This is a genomic window from Chitinophaga sp. YR627 (genome assembly GCF_900114995.1).
GTDB lineage: Bacteria > Bacteroidota > Bacteroidia > Chitinophagales > Chitinophagaceae > Chitinophaga.
Window position 1 is genome coordinate 69,887 of record NZ_FOUX01000009.1, and the last position, 17,973, is coordinate 87,859.

Annotated in this window: 16 protein-coding genes; 8 read left to right on the forward strand and 8 right to left on the reverse strand. The window is 46.2% G+C overall.

The window, feature by feature from the left end:
• Positions 1–173: 173 nt before the first annotated feature.
• The 3 genes from BMZ72_RS35520 to BMZ72_RS35530 all read right to left on the reverse strand — a co-directional run bounded on the left by BMZ72_RS35520 (position 174) and on the right by BMZ72_RS35530 (position 3,852).
• A complete protein-coding gene (locus BMZ72_RS35520) occupies positions 174–2,567 on the reverse strand; it encodes a polyribonucleotide nucleotidyltransferase (RefSeq protein ID WP_089816209.1) in 2,394 nt (797 codons plus the stop codon).
• Between the two features lie 85 nt (positions 2,568–2,652).
• On the reverse strand, positions 2,653–2,925 hold the full coding sequence (rpsO, locus tag BMZ72_RS35525; protein ID WP_012794085.1) for a 30S ribosomal protein S15: 273 nt from the start codon (positions 2,923–2,925) through the stop codon (positions 2,653–2,655).
• A 234-nt stretch (positions 2,926–3,159) separates the two neighbouring features.
• Positions 3,160–3,852, reverse strand: coding sequence for a cell division ATP-binding protein FtsE (locus BMZ72_RS35530; protein WP_012794086.1), 693 nt, complete (start codon positions 3,850–3,852; stop codon positions 3,160–3,162).
• Between the two features lie 301 nt (positions 3,853–4,153).
• Here BMZ72_RS35530 and BMZ72_RS35535 point away from each other — a divergent pair, with 301 nt between their 5' ends.
• Together BMZ72_RS35535 and BMZ72_RS35540 are read left to right on the forward strand one after the other, a co-directional pair.
• A complete protein-coding gene (locus BMZ72_RS35535) occupies positions 4,154–4,534 on the forward strand; it encodes a BlaI/MecI/CopY family transcriptional regulator (protein ID WP_089816212.1) in 381 nt (126 codons plus the stop codon).
• Positions 4,531–5,772, forward strand: coding sequence for a M56 family metallopeptidase (locus BMZ72_RS35540; protein ID WP_089816214.1), 1,242 nt, complete (start codon positions 4,531–4,533; stop codon positions 5,770–5,772). The genes BMZ72_RS35535 and BMZ72_RS35540 overlap by 4 nt, the downstream gene beginning before the upstream one ends.
• Positions 5,773–5,854: 82 nt before the next feature.
• On the opposite strand, the gene BMZ72_RS35545 is transcribed toward BMZ72_RS35540, so the two are convergent.
• Positions 5,855–7,033: an AIR synthase related protein gene (locus BMZ72_RS35545; protein WP_089816215.1), complete on the reverse strand. Its 1,179-nt coding sequence runs from the start codon at positions 7,031–7,033 to the stop codon at positions 5,855–5,857.
• A gap of 109 nt (positions 7,034–7,142) precedes the next feature.
• On the opposite strand from BMZ72_RS35545, the gene BMZ72_RS35550 reads away from it, so the two are divergent.
• On the forward strand, positions 7,143–8,078 hold the full coding sequence (locus BMZ72_RS35550; RefSeq protein WP_089816217.1) for a bifunctional riboflavin kinase/FAD synthetase: 936 nt from the start codon (positions 7,143–7,145) through the stop codon (positions 8,076–8,078).
• Here BMZ72_RS35550 and holA read toward each other — a convergent pair whose 3' ends face one another.
• Positions 8,079–9,074 (reverse strand): DNA polymerase III subunit delta, encoded by a 996-nt coding sequence (gene holA, locus BMZ72_RS35555; RefSeq protein ID WP_089816219.1) that lies wholly within the window; start codon positions 9,072–9,074, stop codon positions 8,079–8,081.
• 6 nt (positions 9,075–9,080) lie between these two features.
• A complete protein-coding gene (locus tag BMZ72_RS35560) occupies positions 9,081–9,806 on the reverse strand; it encodes a ribonuclease H-like domain-containing protein (protein ID WP_089816222.1) in 726 nt (241 codons plus the stop codon).
• Between the two features lie 105 nt (positions 9,807–9,911).
• Between BMZ72_RS35560 and BMZ72_RS35565 the strand changes: the two genes are divergently transcribed.
• Together BMZ72_RS35565 and BMZ72_RS35570 are read left to right on the forward strand one after the other, a co-directional pair.
• Complete coding sequence (locus BMZ72_RS35565; RefSeq protein ID WP_089816223.1) at positions 9,912–10,874, forward strand: hypothetical protein; 963 nt, start codon at positions 9,912–9,914, stop codon at positions 10,872–10,874.
• A gap of 301 nt (positions 10,875–11,175) precedes the next feature.
• Complete coding sequence (locus tag BMZ72_RS35570; RefSeq protein ID WP_089816225.1) at positions 11,176–11,574, forward strand: response regulator; 399 nt, start codon at positions 11,176–11,178, stop codon at positions 11,572–11,574.
• 181 nt (positions 11,575–11,755) lie between these two features.
• Here BMZ72_RS35570 and BMZ72_RS35575 read toward each other — a convergent pair whose 3' ends face one another.
• Positions 11,756–13,402 carry an ABC-F family ATP-binding cassette domain-containing protein gene (locus tag BMZ72_RS35575; protein WP_089816227.1) on the reverse strand — a complete coding sequence of 549 codons (1,647 nt, stop codon included), beginning with the start codon at positions 13,400–13,402 and terminating at the stop codon, positions 11,756–11,758.
• Between the two features lie 85 nt (positions 13,403–13,487).
• On the opposite strand from BMZ72_RS35575, the gene BMZ72_RS35580 reads away from it, so the two are divergent.
• The 3 genes from BMZ72_RS35580 to murI all read left to right on the forward strand — a co-directional run bounded on the left by BMZ72_RS35580 (position 13,488) and on the right by murI (position 15,767).
• On the forward strand, positions 13,488–14,210 hold the full coding sequence (locus BMZ72_RS35580; RefSeq protein ID WP_089816229.1) for an EcsC family protein: 723 nt from the start codon (positions 13,488–13,490) through the stop codon (positions 14,208–14,210).
• A gap of 76 nt (positions 14,211–14,286) precedes the next feature.
• A complete protein-coding gene (locus BMZ72_RS35585; RefSeq protein WP_089816231.1) occupies positions 14,287–14,952 on the forward strand; it encodes a carbonic anhydrase in 666 nt (221 codons plus the stop codon).
• Positions 14,949–15,767, forward strand: coding sequence for a glutamate racemase (murI, locus tag BMZ72_RS35590; RefSeq protein WP_089816233.1), 819 nt, complete (start codon positions 14,949–14,951; stop codon positions 15,765–15,767). Before BMZ72_RS35585 ends, murI begins: the two co-directional genes overlap by 4 nt.
• Before the next feature lie 72 nt (positions 15,768–15,839).
• Here the strand turns inward: murI and BMZ72_RS35595 are convergent, their stop codons facing one another.
• Positions 15,840–17,972: a S9 family peptidase gene (locus BMZ72_RS35595; protein WP_255373380.1), complete on the reverse strand. Its 2,133-nt coding sequence runs from the start codon at positions 17,970–17,972 to the stop codon at positions 15,840–15,842.
• Position 17,973 lies beyond the last annotated feature (1 nt).

The following is a 17,973-nucleotide window of genomic DNA, read 5'->3' on the forward strand; positions in this document are numbered from 1 at the left end:
CTGTGTGGAAGTTTTAGTGACCTGAAAATTGTGTACAAATACGGCAGTAATATACGACTTATCAACACCGGATGCCAGGAAAGCTATCTGCTCACAAATAAAATAGCCATAAAAAAACAGCCGCCCTGTTGTTATACAGAGCGGCTGCTATATGTTGTAGTCTGTTTAAAAGACTATTCTTCGTCGAACATTGGTTCCTGTGGAGTTTCTGGTTCTGCCGGAGGAGTGAAACGTTGACCACGGTCTCCGCCTCTGTCACCACGGTCACCACTATCACGTGGACCACGACGATCACCACGGTCACCACCGCGATCTCCGCCACGATCATTACGATCACCACGGAAAGGAGGGCGGCCACCACGATCACCGCGATCGCCTCTGTCACCTCTATCTCCTCTGTCACCGCGATCGCCTCTGTCGCCACGGTCACCTTCAGGTCTTTCTACATAACCTTCTGGTTTTGGCATCAGTACACGACGGCTCAGTTTGAACTTACCGGTCTTAGGATCAGTACCTACCAGTTTCACTTTTACCTTTTCACCTTCGGTCAGTACACCTTCCATTGTTTCCAGACGTTTCCAGGAAACTTCGGAGATATGCAGCAAACCTTGTTTACCAGGCAGGAACTCAACGAATGCACCGTAAGGCATTACTGACTTAACAGTTGATTCATAAGTTTCACCGATCTCAGGCACGGCTACGATACCTTTGATCCACTCGAGCGCTTTCATCAGCCCTTCTTTCTGTGCGGAGAAGATGCTTACTTCACCGGTTTCACCAACTTCTTCGATGTTGATGTTAGTACCGGTTTCACGCTGAATTTCCTGAATTACTTTACCACCTGGTCCGATCACAGCACCGATGAATTCGCGGTCGATGATCAGTTTCTCCATACGTGGAGCATGTGGTTTTGGTTCCGGACGTGCAGCTGGCATAGCAGTGTACATTGCGTCAATGATGTGGAGACGGCCATTACGTGCCTGCTCCAGTGCTTTACGCATTACATCCATGCTAAGGCCATCTACCTTGATATCCATCTGGATACCGCAGATACCGTCACGGGTACCGGTTACTTTGAAGTCCATATCACCCAGGTGATCTTCATCACCGAGGATATCGGTCAGTACAGCCCATTTACCATCGCTGGCACGGGAGATCAGACCCATTGCCACACCGGAAACGTGTTTAGGCAAAGGAACACCTGCGTCCATCAGCGCCAGGGAACCAGCACATACGGTAGCCATAGAAGAGGAACCGTTAGACTCAAGGATATCAGATACTACACGTACGGTATAAGCGTATTCGCTTCCTGGCATCATCTGCTTCAGGGAACGCATAGCCAGGTTACCATGACCTACCTCACGACGGCCTGGACCGCGCATTGGCTTTACTTCACCTGTAGAGAACGGAGGGAAGTTATAGTGGAGTATGAACTTAGTATATTTTGAAGTCGCTGCGCTTTCGATCAGCAGTTCATCATCCGGCGTACCCAGGGTCACTGTGGTCAGGGACTGGGTTTCACCACGTGTGAACAGTGCAGAACCGTGTGGAGAAGGCAGGATATCTGTTTCCATGTTCAGTGGACGAACCTGGTCCAGGCTACGACCGTCCAGACGAACGGACTGATCCAGGATCATGTTACGGATCACTTCCTTTTCCAGGCTATGGAAATATTTACCTACCAGTGGAGCGTCTTCTTCAGGCAGCTCACCCAGGTGTTCTACCAGCTCTTCGCTGATCTTATCGAAAGCATCTGAACGATCATGTTTTGCAGATGCAGATTTTGCTACGGCGAGGATACGCTCCTGAGCGAATGCAGCAATTTTTGCTTTCAGTTCCTCATTTGCATATGGCTTTTCGAATTCGCGTTTGCCACCTACGCCAGCTTTTGCACGGAGTTCTTCCTGTGCTTTCACCTGTACGCGGATAGCTTCGTGTGCAACTTCGATAGCTTTGATAATATCTTCCTCACTGCACTCCTTACTTTCACCTTCCACCATCATGATGTTCTTTTCAGTAGCACCAATGATGAAGTCCATGTCTGCTTTTTCCAGCGGAGTACGGTTCGGATTTATAACTAATTGTCCGTCGATGCGGGCAACTCTAACTTCAGAGATAATTTCCTGAATAGGCACGTCAGAAACGGCCAGTGCAGCAGAAGCAGCAAGGCAGGCCAGTGCATCCGGCATCACTTCCGGATCGGAAGAGATGAGGGTAACCAGTACCTGTACTTCGCAGAAATAGTCATCAGGGAACAGTGGGCGCAGTGCGCGGTCGATCAAACGTGAATTCAGTACTTCGTAATCGGACAGTTTACCCTCGCGTTTAAAGAATGAACCGGGGATACGTCCTGCAGAAGCAAATTTTTCCTGGTAATCAACAGTAAGGGGGAAGAAAGATTGTCCGGGTTTTGGAGTTTTTGCTGCAACAACCGTAGCCAACAGGATACAGTTGCCCAGACGAACCGTAACGGCACCATCTGCCTGGCGGGCTAACTTACCAGTTTCAATGGTCACGATCCGGCCATCTCCTATATCGAAAGTAACTGAGATAGGTGTCAGATTCATAAAAAGAGAAGATTAAAATGGTATACCTAAAAAAAAACTATTCCCAACCTTATAAGTTGGGAATAGCGCTATAAAAAAGTTACTACTATTTTCTGAGACCTAATTTCTCAAGCAGTGCACGGTAGCCTGTGAGGTTAGTTTTAGAAAGGTAGGAAAGCAAACGCTTTCTCTGGCCTACCATTTTCATCAAACCACGGTGTGTAGAAAAGTCTTTTTTGTTTTCTTTCAGGTGACTGGAAATGCTGTTGATACGCTCAGTCAGCAGGGCGATTTGCGCTTCTACAGAGCCGGTATTTTTCTCGCTTCCACCAAATTCTTTAAAAATATTGGCTTTCTTTTCAACAGTTAAGTAAGACATCTTTAATAAATAATAAAATGATAAAGGTTTATTTAGTCGCTATTTTTCCGGGGCAAAGGTAAATCAAATATTGTGAATTAACAATTTCATAAAAATTTTACCTTAAAAGACAAGTCCTTCCTGTTTTTATATCCGGTGACCCCTGCTTCTCAAGGCCAAAGTAGATTGATAATCAAACTAATAAGAACTCCTCTTTACCCCTTTATATATTTAATAAGAAAAAAGCCGTGGTCGTTATACAAAGGTAACACTTGCGTGGTCAGTTACCTTGCCATTTTCTGTACGTAATACCCTGGAAGGGAATTTCTGTAATAATATATAGTCATGTGTAGCCATTACAACAGCAGCTCCTTCTTCCCTGCTGATCCTGAACAGCAACTGCATGATGCCGTCAGAAGTCTCAGGGTCCAGGTTACCGGTTGGCTCATCCGCAAGGATCAGTTTAGGAGAATTGAGCATCGCACGGGCAATGTCCACACGCTGCTGCTCACCACCACTCAGCTCATAAGGCATTTTAAAACCTTTTGTATTCAATCCCACTTTATCCAGCACATCATTGATCTTTTCTTCCATCTTTTTATTGTCAGTCCAACCCGTTGCCTTCAAAGCAAATTTCAGATTGTCCTGTACCGTCCTGTCCGTCAGTAACTGAAAATCCTGGAATACCACCCCCAGATTACGACGCAGATAAGGCACTTTCTTCCAGTCCATCTTTTTCAGATCAAAACCCACTACCTGGCCGGCACCCTCTTTCAGCGACAGATCACCGTAAAGCGTTTTCAGCAGACTGGATTTACCGGTTCCCGTACGGCCTATCAGGTATACAAATTCTCCTTTGTTCACCGTAATATTCACGTCAGCAAGGATCAGGGAAGTTCCCTGGTAGATATTCACATTGGATAATTGTATAATCGGTTGTTCTGTCATTTCTGCCGTATGGGTTTAGTCAAAACAAAAATAGCTATTTATAACATATAATCCGGTGAGTATACCAGGTTCTTTCTTACTACGCCCCTATTTGTTATTGTACAGATGCCGCTTTGATATGTAACATCCTTCGTTAATCCTTCGTTCATGGAATGAAGGATTAACGAAGGATGTTAAATATCAAACCAATATCAGACTATAAATAAGCCCTGCAAATAGCGTTTTTTTTCATTAACTAAAAAAATAGTTTGTAAACTAAAAAACTAGTTATACCTTAGGTGCAGTAATAAATGCTACCGATATGACAGCTGTTAAAACACTCACCAAAGCTGAGGAACAGGTAATGCAGGCCCTCTGGAAAGCAGGGCCAGCCTTTGTAAAAGACCTGATAGACCTTATGCCGGAACCCAAACCGCATTATAATACGGTATCCACGTTAATAAAAATTTTACAGGAGAAAGGTTTTGTAGATTATAAAGCCTTCGGCAAATCCTACCAGTACTTTGCCCTGATCAGTAAAGACGAATATAGCCGTAACACCATGCAGCATTTTGTAAAAGGGTACTTCTCCGGCTCATTCAGAGACATGGTCTCCTTTTTCGTAAAAGAGAAAGATCTCAGTGTTAACGAACTGGAGCAACTGCTCCAACAAATCAAAAACGCTAAAAAAGAACAACCATGAATGCTTTCCTTCCCTACGTTATTAAAATGCTCCTCTGTTCGGGCATCCTATACGGCTACTACGCCTTCGTACTGAAAAACAACTCCTTCCACCGCTGGAACAGGGCCTTTATTCTACTGGCTGTCATTGCTTCTCTGCTGATACCCACGCTGCAGTTCTCGATGAACACGACTCCTGCACCGTCCCAGCAGTTAGATATGATCGTTGTTTGTGGATATGTAGCTCAAAATATGCAGAAAGCCGGACTGGATTTCACCTCCTGGATACCAGCAGGCATCTACCTGTTCATTACATTACTATTATTGACCAATATCGCCCGTAACTGGCTCATGGTCAAAAGACTGGTACGTAACGGACAAAAAACATCCTTTGATGGTTATCAGGTGATCCGTCATCCACAGGTAAAATCCACTTTTTCTTTCTTCGGAGATATATTCTGGGCGGAAGAAGTCACAAAGGAAAGTCCGGAAGGCCGTCAGATACTGAAACACGAACTGGAACACGTACGTGGCGGTCATACGGGAGAAAAGCTGTTCCTACAGCTGGTATGTGCCGTATGCTGGTTCAATCCTTTCTTCTATCTGCTGAAAAAAGAACTGGCTATGGTGCATGAATTCCTGGCTGATAAAGCAGCTACGGAAGATAGTGAGGCTGAAGATTATGCCCGCACACTCCTCCAGGCTACCCTGCAAACCAGGCTGCCGATCATGATCAACACTTTCGGACAGGCGCCTGTCAAACGTCGTATACTCATGTTGTTTACCCAGCGTTCAAGTTATTCACTGATGAAAAGGATCATTGTTATTCCACTCATACTGGGACTGGGCTTTGTCATCGGTTGCCAGCGTGACCTGGATCTGAACGCAAAAAATATTGTCGATGCAACAAAAGCAGTTGCTATCGCTCCGGCAGATAATCAGGTATATACATTTGTCAGTGATCCTCCTACTTACCCTGGTGGAATGGAAGCACTGTCAAAATACCTGGGCAGCAATATGAGATATCCACTGAAAGCACAGCAACATGGTACAACTGGTACCATCTTCGTCAGCTTCGTCATAGATCCGGAAGGAAATGTGCGCAACGCAAAAACAGTCGGCCAGGTGCATGGTGACGGATTGGAAGAGGAGGCCATCCGTGTGGTATCTGCCATGCCAAAATGGAATCCTGGTAAGCAGGAAGGTCAGGCGGTATCTGTCGCTTTCAACCTGCCTATCAAATTTGTACTTATGGACTAAATTTCACTTTATACAACTAAAGTAAAAAAAAAACGGCCTGTCCTTCTGGACGGGCCGCTTCTTTATATAACAGGAGCTGCTATTAATTATAAATAAACTCACCTTTCTCACTGCGTACAGTCACCTGTTTTACAGCAGCAGGTTCTACACGGCCCACGATCTGCGCTTCAATATTAAAGCGCTGGCTGATCTTAATGATGTCTGCCGCGATCTCTTCAGGTACATAGAGTTCCATACGATGGCCCATGTTGAATACCTGGTACATCTCTTTCCATCCGGTGCCTGACTGTTCCTGGATCAGCTGGAACAATGGCGGGATCGGGAACAGGTTATCCTTGATCACATGCAGGTTGTCAATGAAGTGCAGCACTTTTGTCTGCGCACCACCACTACAATGCACCATACCGTGTATGCGGGAGCGATAGGCTTCCAGGATCTTTTTGATCACCGGTGCATAGGTACGTGTTGGCGACAATACCAGACGACCAGCATCTATCTGACCAAAGCCCGGAACGTCAATCTTATCTGTCAGGGCTTTTTTACCACTGAATACCAGATCAGCAGGGATGCCCGGATCGAAGCTTTCCGGATATTTACCGGCCACCTGTTTATTAAAAACGTCGTGACGTGCAGAGGTCAGCCCATTGCTGCCCATACCGCCGTTGTAAGATTTCTCGTAAGATGCCTGTCCGTAGGAAGCCAGTCCCACAATCACATCACCCGCCTGAATCGTATGGTTAGAGATCACTTCGGATCTTTTCATACGACAGGTAACAGTTGAATCCACGATAATGGTACGCACCAGGTCACCCACATCCGCGGTTTCGCCACCGGTAGAGTGAATGCTGATACCATGGTTACGCAGTTCTTCCAGGATTTCCTCTGTACCGTTGATGATCGCTGCGATCACTTCACCCGGGATCAGCTGTTTGTTACGGCCGATAGTGGAAGAGAGCAGGATATTTTCGGTAGCGCCCACACAAAGCAGGTCATCAATATTCATGATGATAGCATCCTGGGCAATGCCTCTCCATACGTCCAGGTTACCTGTTTCTTTCCAGTAAGTATAAGCCAGGGAGGATTTGGTGCCGGCTCCGTCAGCATGCATGATATTGCAATATTCTTCCTGTCCGCCCAGGATATCGGGCACTATTTTACAGAAAGCCTTCGGAAACAGTCCCTTGTCAATATGCTTAATAGCATTGTGCACATCCTCTTTTCCAGCTGAAACGCCGCGCTGCGCGTAGATATTCTGATCCACCAGATAATTTTATAAATGAACAATCTGCTGCAAAAGTAACTGATTAGCCACTTATCTGATATCTAAATGTTGTAATTTGCATAGGATTTTGATCGTTTACAGGCATTTTATGCGGATACACAGGGACCTCACCCATTTGCCAGCTTTGAGGCGGGCGGTTATTACTATCGGAACTTTCGACGGCGTACACAGCGGCCATCGTTATATTATACAGCAATTACAGGAAACAGCAGCCGCCTGTGACGGGGAGACTGTGATCATCACTTTCGATCCGCATCCGCGGGAAGTACTGCAACCTGGCGGTCCTCCCGTAAAACTGCTGACGACCCTCGATGAAAAGATTGAACTGCTGTCAAAAGAAGGGATAGACCACCTGGTGATCGTTCCTTTTACCCGCGCATTCTCCGAACTCTCTGCCCAGGCTTATCTGGAAGAATTTCTGATCGAGAAGTTCAACCCGCATACCATCATCATCGGCTACGACCACCGTTTCGGACACAACCGCGAAGGCGGACTCGAACTGCTGGAAGCGGAGCAGAACAGATATGGCTTTCAGCTGGTGGAAATACCCCAGCAGGTGGTACATGACCTGGCAGTCAGCTCTACCAAGATCCGTAAAAGCCTGCAGGAAGGGAATATCCAGCTGGCCAACGAATTACTGGGTTACCCCTATTTCGTGGAAGGAACCGTGATACATGGCGATAAGATGGGCCGTCAACTGGGCTTTCCTACAGCTAATATAGAAGTGTCTGATGTCCGTAAACTCATACCGGTAGAAGGTATTTATGCCATCAGGGTATATCTGGACAGGCAAAGTAATCCACTCAACGGGGTAATGAGTATAGGTACCCGTCCGACCTTTAACGGCGCCGACCTCCGGGTAGAGGCGCATATCTTTGATTTCAGTCAGGAGATATATGACAAGGTGATAAGGGTGGAGCTGATCAGCTATATCAGGGCTAACCAGAAATTTGACAATATTGATGCACTGGTCGCCCAGATGCACAAGGATAGCCAGGAAGCCAGGACAGTGCTGGCATCCTGATCAATACATCAGCTTATATACTAATTCCTTCATCAGTTCACCATCTTCTACCCCGCTGTCATTGATACCAATGCTGCGGAGGTTATAGGTATGCAGTAGCAGAATGGCCTTTTCTGTGCCTTCCAGACCGTATTGACGCGCGGCGCTGACATAGTCCTTGACAAAGAAAGGATGGACGCCTATAGCGGCTGCAATCTCCTTTTCTCCGCCTTTTACGCCAAACACCATACTCATTTTACTAAAGAAGTTATATAGCGCAGGCAATACCATCTGGATCGGACCGGCTTTGGGATTGGCCGCGAAATAACCAATGATGCGCATTACTTTGGAGATATCTTTTTGTCCAAGGGCATTCTGGAGTTCAAACACATTATATTCCTTACTGATACCAACGTATTTCTCGATATCATTCTCGTCTATTTTCTTATCGGGCGCGAGGTTGACCAGCAGTTTCTCTATCTCATTGGCCATCCTGGACAGGTCATTACCGATATGATCCACCAGCAGGATGCCTGCTTTCTGTGAAATAGCCCTTCCCAGACTGCTGACAAAGGCATCTACCCATGCAGGCAGCTGGTTGTCGTACATCTTCCTGGTGCTCAGCAAAACGCCCTTTTCCTTGATCAGTTTAGCCATCTTGCTGCGTCCATCGATCTTACCCTGCTTATGTGCCACCACGAAAACGGTGGAACCCAGCGGATTGTCGATATAGGCCTCCAGTTTCAGGATATCTTTCATTGACTGGGCCTCTTTCAGTACCACAACCTGTCTTTCGGCAAACATCGGATAACGGCGGCAGGCGTTGATCACCGTGCTCCAGTCCGTGTCTTTACCATAAAGCACCGTCAGATTGAACCCTTTTTCCGCTTCATCCAGCAGATGATGCTCCGCATAATTGCTGACCTGGTCGATGAAGAAATCTTCTTCTCCTTCCAGCCAGTACAGGGGGCGGAACTTCTTTTGCTTCCAGTCTTTTATAATATCCTGATATTCCATGCTTTGTTATTTTGTATATACCACGTCTTCTGTTTCCAGCAGGGGCACTCCCTTGAAACGCATCAGCAGCTGCCCTACTGCTACCACATCTTTCTGGCAATAAGTGGCGATCCTATCCAGGTCATGATCCTGCCAGTACACCCTGCCTACCATACTACCATCAATATCGTCTTTTGGCGTTGGAATACCCATTATTGCTGTCAGCAGTTTCAGGGATGTATAGTTCTTAAAATCTCCGAACCGCCATAACTGCATGGTATCCAGCATGGGTAGCTCCCAGGGTTTGAAACCATGTATCTGCAAAGGCAGCGGCAAAGATAGCTGATGAATAACAGATCGCCTGCAAATAAAAGGAATATCAAATTCTTTGATATTGTGGCCTGCAAACTGGAATCGTGGAAACTTCGTATGGAATTTATTTACTAATTCTAAAAAACTGTTTAATAAAACTTTTTCATCGTCACCGTAGAAGGATTTTATACGTAGCTGATAACGACCGTTTTCCACATAATAGAACCCCACAGAAATACAGACAATTTTGCCGAATTCGGCATAGATCCCGGCCCGCTCTGCGTATGCTTCTGTTGCGTCCCCTGATTCTGGCAAAGTTTTTGCAATTTTGTCCGTCCAGAGCGACTGCATATTGTCAGGTAAATTATCAAAAGTCGCTACAGCTGGAGTTGTCTCAATATCAAGCAACAATAACTGGTCTAAAGATATATTCGGTAACACTTTTTGTACGGTTTATATTTTTTTATAATAAAGTATTTTTAACAATTACATTTGCATAACAAGATTTAACCATATAACAATTAACTATAAAACACAAAAACGACTATGACTGAGAACACTTTTAACAAGCCTGCGGCAGGATCCCCTGGACCTGAAAAACCTAGAAGCCGTAATGGTCTGATATATGGTATTTTGATTGCAGCATTGGCCGGTACCTGGATCTATATGTTGTATGACAAAAATAAAACTACCGATCAAATTGCTCAACAGGCAACACAGATAGATTCCATCTCTACTTCAAGAGATGCCTTACAACAGGAATATAACGCTGCAAATGCACGTCTGGATGATCTGATCTCCCAGAACAGCCGCATGGATAGCCTTGTAAAAACAAAAGATAAGGAAATTGCGGACATGAAATCCCGTATTCAGGGTATCCTGTCCAATAAAAACGCAACTGCGAAAGAACTGGCTGAAGCCCGTCGCCTGATCGAAACCCTGAAAGGGAACATTGAAGGCTATACGGAAACAATCGAACGCCTGGAAGGTGAGAAAATCGTTCTGACCGGCGAACGCGATAATGCCCGTAAAGAAAGAGATGTAGTAACCACTCAGAGAGATAGCCTTGACAAAAAGGTAAACCTGGGTTCCGTATTACACGCATCCAACATTCACCTGCTGCCGATCAATCTGAAAAAGAACGGCAAAGAAGTAGAAACGACCAAGGCTAAACGTGCTGATATGATGCGCGTAACTTTTGACCTGGACGAAAACAGGATCGCTCCAACCGGCGATAAAGAACTGTACGTTTCTATCACTTCTCCTGATGGTTCTCCACTGGCTGTAGAAGCACTGGGTTCCGGCAGATTTACACTCGAAGATGGCACTGAAAAATTATACACTGCCAAAAAAACTGTAAACTATGCTACCGGTCAGAAACAGACAGTATCTATGGACTGGAAACAGAATTCAGATTTCAAACCAGGCGACTACGCTGTTGAGATCTATCACGATGGTTATAAAATTGGTTCCGGTAAAGTAACGCTGAAAAAAGGCGGACTTTTCTAATAGTCACTTCTGATATATACGTCCCGGATGCCATGTTCCTTTACGGAAACAGACATCCGGGATTTTTTTTGCCTGTTTATGAGGACTCCTTAGCAAACACAACCTTTAGTCTCCTATTTTTCAAAATTTGTTAACAATTAGTTATTGCCACTCATTCATATATAAAATCATAATTAATTATTGTTTATTTGCATCCGATTGTATCATGTGAAAACCGGGGATTACATCAGCTTGCATACAATGTTGCCCCTAATGTTATTATAAGGTTGTTAGAATACTAACTGCGCAAAATCAGGTATTTATGGCGGAAAACACTAAACAGGTGTATGTTGTTGACGACGATGAAATATTCCATTTCATTCTGAAAAAGTTGTTCGAACAGCAGGACGATCAACTCAAGGTGACATCCTTCCTATGTGCGGAAGATGCGCTGGCCCGTTTACAACAGCCTGATAACCAACGCCTGCCATCCCTGATCATCCTGGATATGAACATGCAGCGTATGAACGGCTGGGACTTCATAGAAGCCTATCGTGATATCAAATCCAGTCTGAGCGAACAGATCCCTATCATTATGTGTTCTTCTTCTATCGATATGCGCGATATGCAGAAAGTGAAACGTACACCAGAGCTGAAAGCTTACATCACCAAGCCCCTGGATTCGGTAAAAATGCAGCAGATCAAAGATTATTTGTCTTAACTTTTATATATACCGGGAGCCCTTCTCCCGAATAAGAAACGGTTACAATGGAGTGATTCCGCTGTAACCGTTTTTTTGTGGATAACTTATCATATTATCTGAAAAAGAAAGGGTTACAAAAGACTATTCATCCTTTGTAACCCTTTCTTTTTATAAATTATTACGCTTTCGGAATCGCTGATCAGGAAATCGCTACTCTTTCGCCATACATTTCTTCTCTCAGTGCTTTCACCCTGTCATCTGCCAGATACTCGTCAAAGCTCATCAGTCTGTCGATGATACCTTTAGGAGTGATCTCGATGATACGGTTAGCTACTGACTGCATGAAGGTATGGTCATGGGTAGTGAACAATACGATACCCTTGAAGTTCATCATACTTTCGTTGAAAGACTGGATAGATTCCAGGTCAAGGTGGTTGGTTGGTTCGTCCAGCACCACGACGTTAGGATCCTGCAGCATCATACGGCTGGTCATACAACGTACTTTCTCACCACCGCTCAATACGCTGGTTTTCTTCATGATCTCATCACCGCTGAACAGCATTTTACCCAGGAAGCCACGCAGGAACGGCTCATCCACGTCTGTAACGTGTGGTGGCACAAACTGGCGTAACCAGTCCATCAGGTTCAGGGATGGATCTTTAAAGAATTCGGCGTTATCATTTGGCAGGTAAGCGGAAGTCACGGTAGTACCCCATTCGTATTTACCGCCATCAGCCTGCTGTTCGCCGTTGATGATTTCGAAGAAGGTGGTCAGAGCCAGGTGTTCCTTGGCCAGGAATGCGATCTTGTCACCTTTGTTCACGGTGAAAGTTACATTGCTGAACAGGGTATTACCTTCGATGGATTTCGACAGTTTTTCCACATTCAGGATCTGGTTACCCACTTCACGCTGTTGCTTGAAGATGATACCAGGATATTTACGATTGGAAGGCTGGATATCTTCGATAACCAGTTTTTCCAGGGCCTTTTTACGGGAAGTCGCCTGTTTACTTTTGGAAGCGTTGGCACTGAATCGGGCAATGAAGTCCATCAGGTCCTTACGTTTATCTTCCATTTTCTTGTTCTTATCGGCGATCTGACGGGCCATCAGCTGAGAAGACTCATACCAGAAGCTATAGTTACCGGAGAAGATCTGGATCTTAGCGCGGTCAACGTCAGCCACGTGGGTACAAACAGCATCCAGGAAGTGACGGTCGTGCGATACTACGATCACAATGTTCTCATAATCAGCCAGGAAGTTCTCCAACCAACCGATCGTTTCAACGTCAAGGTGGTTGGTAGGCTCATCCAGCAGCAGTATATCAGGGTTACCGAACAGGGCCTGCGCCAGGAGCACACGCACTTTCAGGTTACCACTCAGGTCCTTCATCAGGAGACTTTGTACATCTTCTTTTACGCCCAGGTCGCCCAGCAGTACGCCTGCATCACTTTCTGCAGTGTATCCGCCCATTTCGCCGTACTCTGCTTCGAGCTCGCCGGCACGCATACCATCCTCTTCGGTAAAATCAGCCTTGGCATAGATCGCATCTCTTTCGTGAGCGATTTCCCAGAGCTTTTTGTTACCCATCAGTACTGTGTTCAGTACCGTAACCTCATCAAATTCGAAGTGGTTCTGTTTCAGAACACTCATACGTTCACCCGGAGTGATCTCAACGGTACCTTTGGTAGCGTCGATCTCGCCGGACAATATCTTGAGAAAAGTGGATTTACCGGCTCCGTTAGCGCCTATCACGCCATAACAGTTACCTTTGGTGAAATTGAGGTTAACTTCATCAAACAACACCCTTTTTCCGAAAGAAAGCGATACGTTTTTAACACTGATCATGCTGGCTAAAGAAATTTAAGGCGCAAAGTTACTAAATGTTCCGGGTTTTCCTGTTTTGTGGTTTATTCTTTGTAATAATCTCTCTATGGACGTTTATATGCAACAGGTCAATAAGGACCTCAGAACATGGCAGAAGGCCATGCAGCGCGGCATCAGCCTGCCGGGCAGACTCTCCCGCGGGGTCCAGAAAAAGATCAATAAGGTCATTCCCGAGAAAGTACACCGTGCCCTGACCACCGCCATCAAACAGATGACCAGGGGAGTGATCTCAGGCGCCGGCTTTACCAGTCCGGCGCCGGTCTACGAAAATGACCTGGCCATCCGGGAAAGCAGGGTACGTTCCCGGATCGGATTCTACAAAACGACCGCCGCCACCGAAGGAGCCCTGACCGGCGCAGGTGGTATTCTCCTCGGACTGGCCGATTTCCCCCTCTTCCTGACCATCAAAATGAAAATGCTGTTTGACCTGGCTGCCCTTTACGGATACAACACGGATGACTATAAAGAACGCTTCTTCATCCTCCACATCTTCTTCATCACCTTTTCCACACAGGACTTCCGGAATAAACTCTACCCCGTCATCGCAGACTGGGATAATTACAGCCGGGACCTCCCGGAAGATATCAACGCATTTGACTGGCGTAACTTCCAGCAGCAATACCGGGACTACCTGGATATCGCTAAACTCCTGCAACTGATGCCGGTGATCGGCGCAGCAGTAGGTGCATATGTGAACCACCGGTTAACTGACAAACTGGGTCAGAGCGCCATGAATGCCTACCGGCTACGACTATTGAAACAGTTATGACCGCTTTACTTATCTTTACCTTCCTATCAGGAAATATTATACGAATCGAATAACCTTAACTTAAACTGCATACGTCATGACCAGTTACGACGAAATCTTCGAGAATAACCGTCTCTGGGTAGCCAATAAGACTGCCGGAGACAAGGCTTTTTTTGAAAAGCTGGCAAAGGAACAGAATCCCGAATATCTCTACATTGGTTGCAGCGACAGCCGCGTGCCAACCAACGAGATCCTGGGCCTGGATGCCGGAGAAGTATTTGTACACCGCAACATCGCCAACCTTGTCAACAGCGTTGACCTGAACGTGATGTCAGTGATCAACTACGCTGTACGCCATCTCGCCGTAAAACACATCGTTGTCTGTGGTCACTACAACTGCGGAGGCGTAAAAGCCGCTATGCAGTCAGCCGACCTGGGTCTTCTGAACCCATGGCTCCGCAACATCCGTGACGTATACCGCCTGCACCGCCAGGAACTGGACGCGATCGAAGAGCCAAACGCCCGCTTTAACAGACTGGTAGAACTGAACGTACAGGAGCAGTGTATCAACGTGATCAAAACAGCCGCTGTACAGCAATCCTATGTTGGTAAAGGATTTCCTGTCGTACATGGCTGGGTATACGACCTGTATACCGGTAACCTGATCGATCTCAAAATTGACTTTGAAGGTATCCTGCACAACATCCAGGAAATCTATGACCTGACCGGTCAGGGCCTCATGAAGAAAAAGGATGATCAATGACAGGACCTATCGGTGTGTTTGATTCAGGTTACGGCGGACTGACCGTACTCAAAGAGATTGTGGCCACATTGCCGCAATACGACTATATCTATTTCGGTGACAATGCCCGTGCACCCTATGGTAACCGTGGCTTTGATACCATTCATACGTATACGCTGCAATGTGTACAGCACCTGTTCGACATGGGTTGTCCACTGGTCATTCTCGCATGTAACACGGCTTCTGCACGTGCCCTGCGCACGATCCAGCAGAAAGACCTGCCGCGTATCGCACCCGATCGCCGGGTACTGGGTGTGATCAGACCTACCACAGAAATGGTCGGTACCCTCACCCAAAGCGGTGAAGTAGGTATTCTTGCCACAAAAGGAACAGTCGCTTCCGAGTCCTACCCGATAGAGATCAATAAGTTCTTCCCACATGTGAAAGTCCACCAGCTGGCCTGTCCGATGTGGGTACCCATCATAGAAAACGGAGAAGCCGATAATGAAGGTGCTGATTACTTTGTTAAAAAGTACCTGGACCAGATCCTGACCGACGCACCGGATATCGATACGCTGGTACTGGCCTGCACCCACTACCCTATTCTCACTAAGAAGATCAGACAATTCCTGCCGGGAGGCATTACCCTGCTCTCACAGGGTAAGATCGTGGCGCACGGTCTGAAAGACTATCTCCATCGTCATCCTGAGATGGAAGTACGGCTTAGCAAGAACGGGGGAAGGAAATACTTCACTACAGATGATCCGGTGATCTTTGAGAAGCAGACGGAGATCTTTCTGGGAGAGACGGTCAAAACAGAATACATTGCGCCTTAGCACCTTATAACTAAAAGAGCGTCCACCTTTGGTGAGACGCTCTTTCTTATAATTCCTGATTCGTAATCGAATTTATTTTCCTTCCAGATCCAACAGGAACGCATATTGTAATGCAACATCTTCCAGTGCCTTAAAACGACCGGAAGCGCCACCATGACCGGCTTCCATATTGGTATGCATCAGCAGCATATGGTTGTCTGTTTTCAGTTCACGCAGTTTAGCCACCCATTTCGCAGGCTCCCAATACTGTACCTGTGAATCATGCAGCCCGGTAGTCACCAGCATGTTCGGATAGGCCTGTGCCTTTACATTATCGTAAGGAGAATAAGCTTTCATATAGTCGTAATAATCCTTTTTCTTCGGATTACCCCACTCGTCAAACTCACCTGTTGTCAAAGGAATACTCTCATCCAGCATCGTGGTGATCACGTCTACAAAAGGAACAGCTGCGATGACGCCATTCCATAGACCCGGACGCATATTCACGATAGCCCCCATCAATAAACCACCGGCGCTACCGCCCATCGCGTAAAGATGTGAACTGTCTGTATAATGCGCTTTCACCAGGTATTCGGCACAATCAATGAAGTCGTTAAACGTGTTCATTTTCTTAAACAGTTTACCGTCTTCATACCATTGTCTGCCCATTTCCTCACCACCTCTGATATGTGCGATCGCGTAAGCAAAACCTCTGTCCAGCAGACTTAAACGGTTGCTGTTGAATCCCGGCTCTATGCTATAACCATAGGACCCGTATCCATACAACAACAGCGGCATCTTACCATTCTTCTCAAATCCTTTTTTATACACCAGTGATACCGGTACTTTGACGCCATCTCTCGCAGTAACATACAAGCGTTCTGTTACGTAGTTTTTGGGATCATAACCACCCAGTACTTCCTGTCTTTTACGCAGCTCTGTTTTCTTTGTATCCATGTCATAGTCGTAGGTAGATACCGGCGTTTGCATGGAGGTGTAAGAATAACGGAGTGTCTTTGTATCAAATTCAGGATTGATCGAAATGGAGGCTACATAAGCTGGTTCTTCAAATTGTAAATAGTGGTCTTCTTTTGTCTGTGAGTTGATCACCCGCAGTTGTGTCAGACCGTTCTTACGTTCGCTGAGCACCATATGATGACGGAACAGTTCAATACCCTGTAACAGCACATCGGCACGATGTGCAATGACCTCTTTCCAGTTTTCACGGGCCGTCTTTTCCAGTCCGCATTCCATCAGTCTGAAGTTCACTGCATCCCAGTTGGTCACCACATAGAATTTATCATCCTGATGATCGATCTCATACAGGTGATCACGTTTACGCGGTTCAAAAACACGGAAGGCGCCGTCAGGTTTGGAAGCATCGAGGATACGGTATTCCGTTGATACAGTACTGCTGCTCTCTATCATAATGAACTTACCTGATTTGGAGCGTTGCACTTCCACATAGAAAGTTTCATCTTTCTCGTTGAAGATCTCTTTATCGGCATGTACATCTGTTCCTGTTACATGGCGCATAACGCGTTCTTCCCTGAGTGTAACCGGGTTTTTAACGGTATAGAAAAAGGTCTTGTTATCGCTTGCCCAGGCGGCGCTGCCGGATGTTTCCGGAATAGCATCTGCCAGTACTTCGCCTGTCTGCAGGTTCCTGATATAGATCGTGTATTGACGACGGCTTACCGTGTCTACGCCATAAGCCAGCCACTGTGCATCCGGGCTGACGGATATAGCGCCTACCTGGTAGTACTGATGGCCTGCGGCCAGTACATTCACGTTGAGGATGATTTCTTCCGAGGCCTCCAGACTGCCTTTTTTACGACAATAGATCGGATATTCCTTTCCTGTTTCGTAGCGGCTGTAATAGTAGTAACCGTTCTTCAGATAAGGCACGCTGGCATCTGTCTCCATAATACGGCCCCGCATCTCTTCGTACAACTTCTTTCTCAGCTCTTTATGCGGTTCCATGATGGTATCGAGATAGTTATTCTCCGCTGTCAGATAACTGATGACTTTGGGGTCATTCCGGTCGTTCATCCAGTAGTATTTATCTACCCTGGTATCTCCGTGAATGGTCATTGTCGTATCTATCTGTTCCGCTACCGGCGGCTTTATCGTTTTAATTTCGGCTGACATACTTTTCTTATTTTCCTTACAGGCAAACAGGCCCATGCCTGACAACATCATGATAAATGCAGCGGCTTTCCTCATA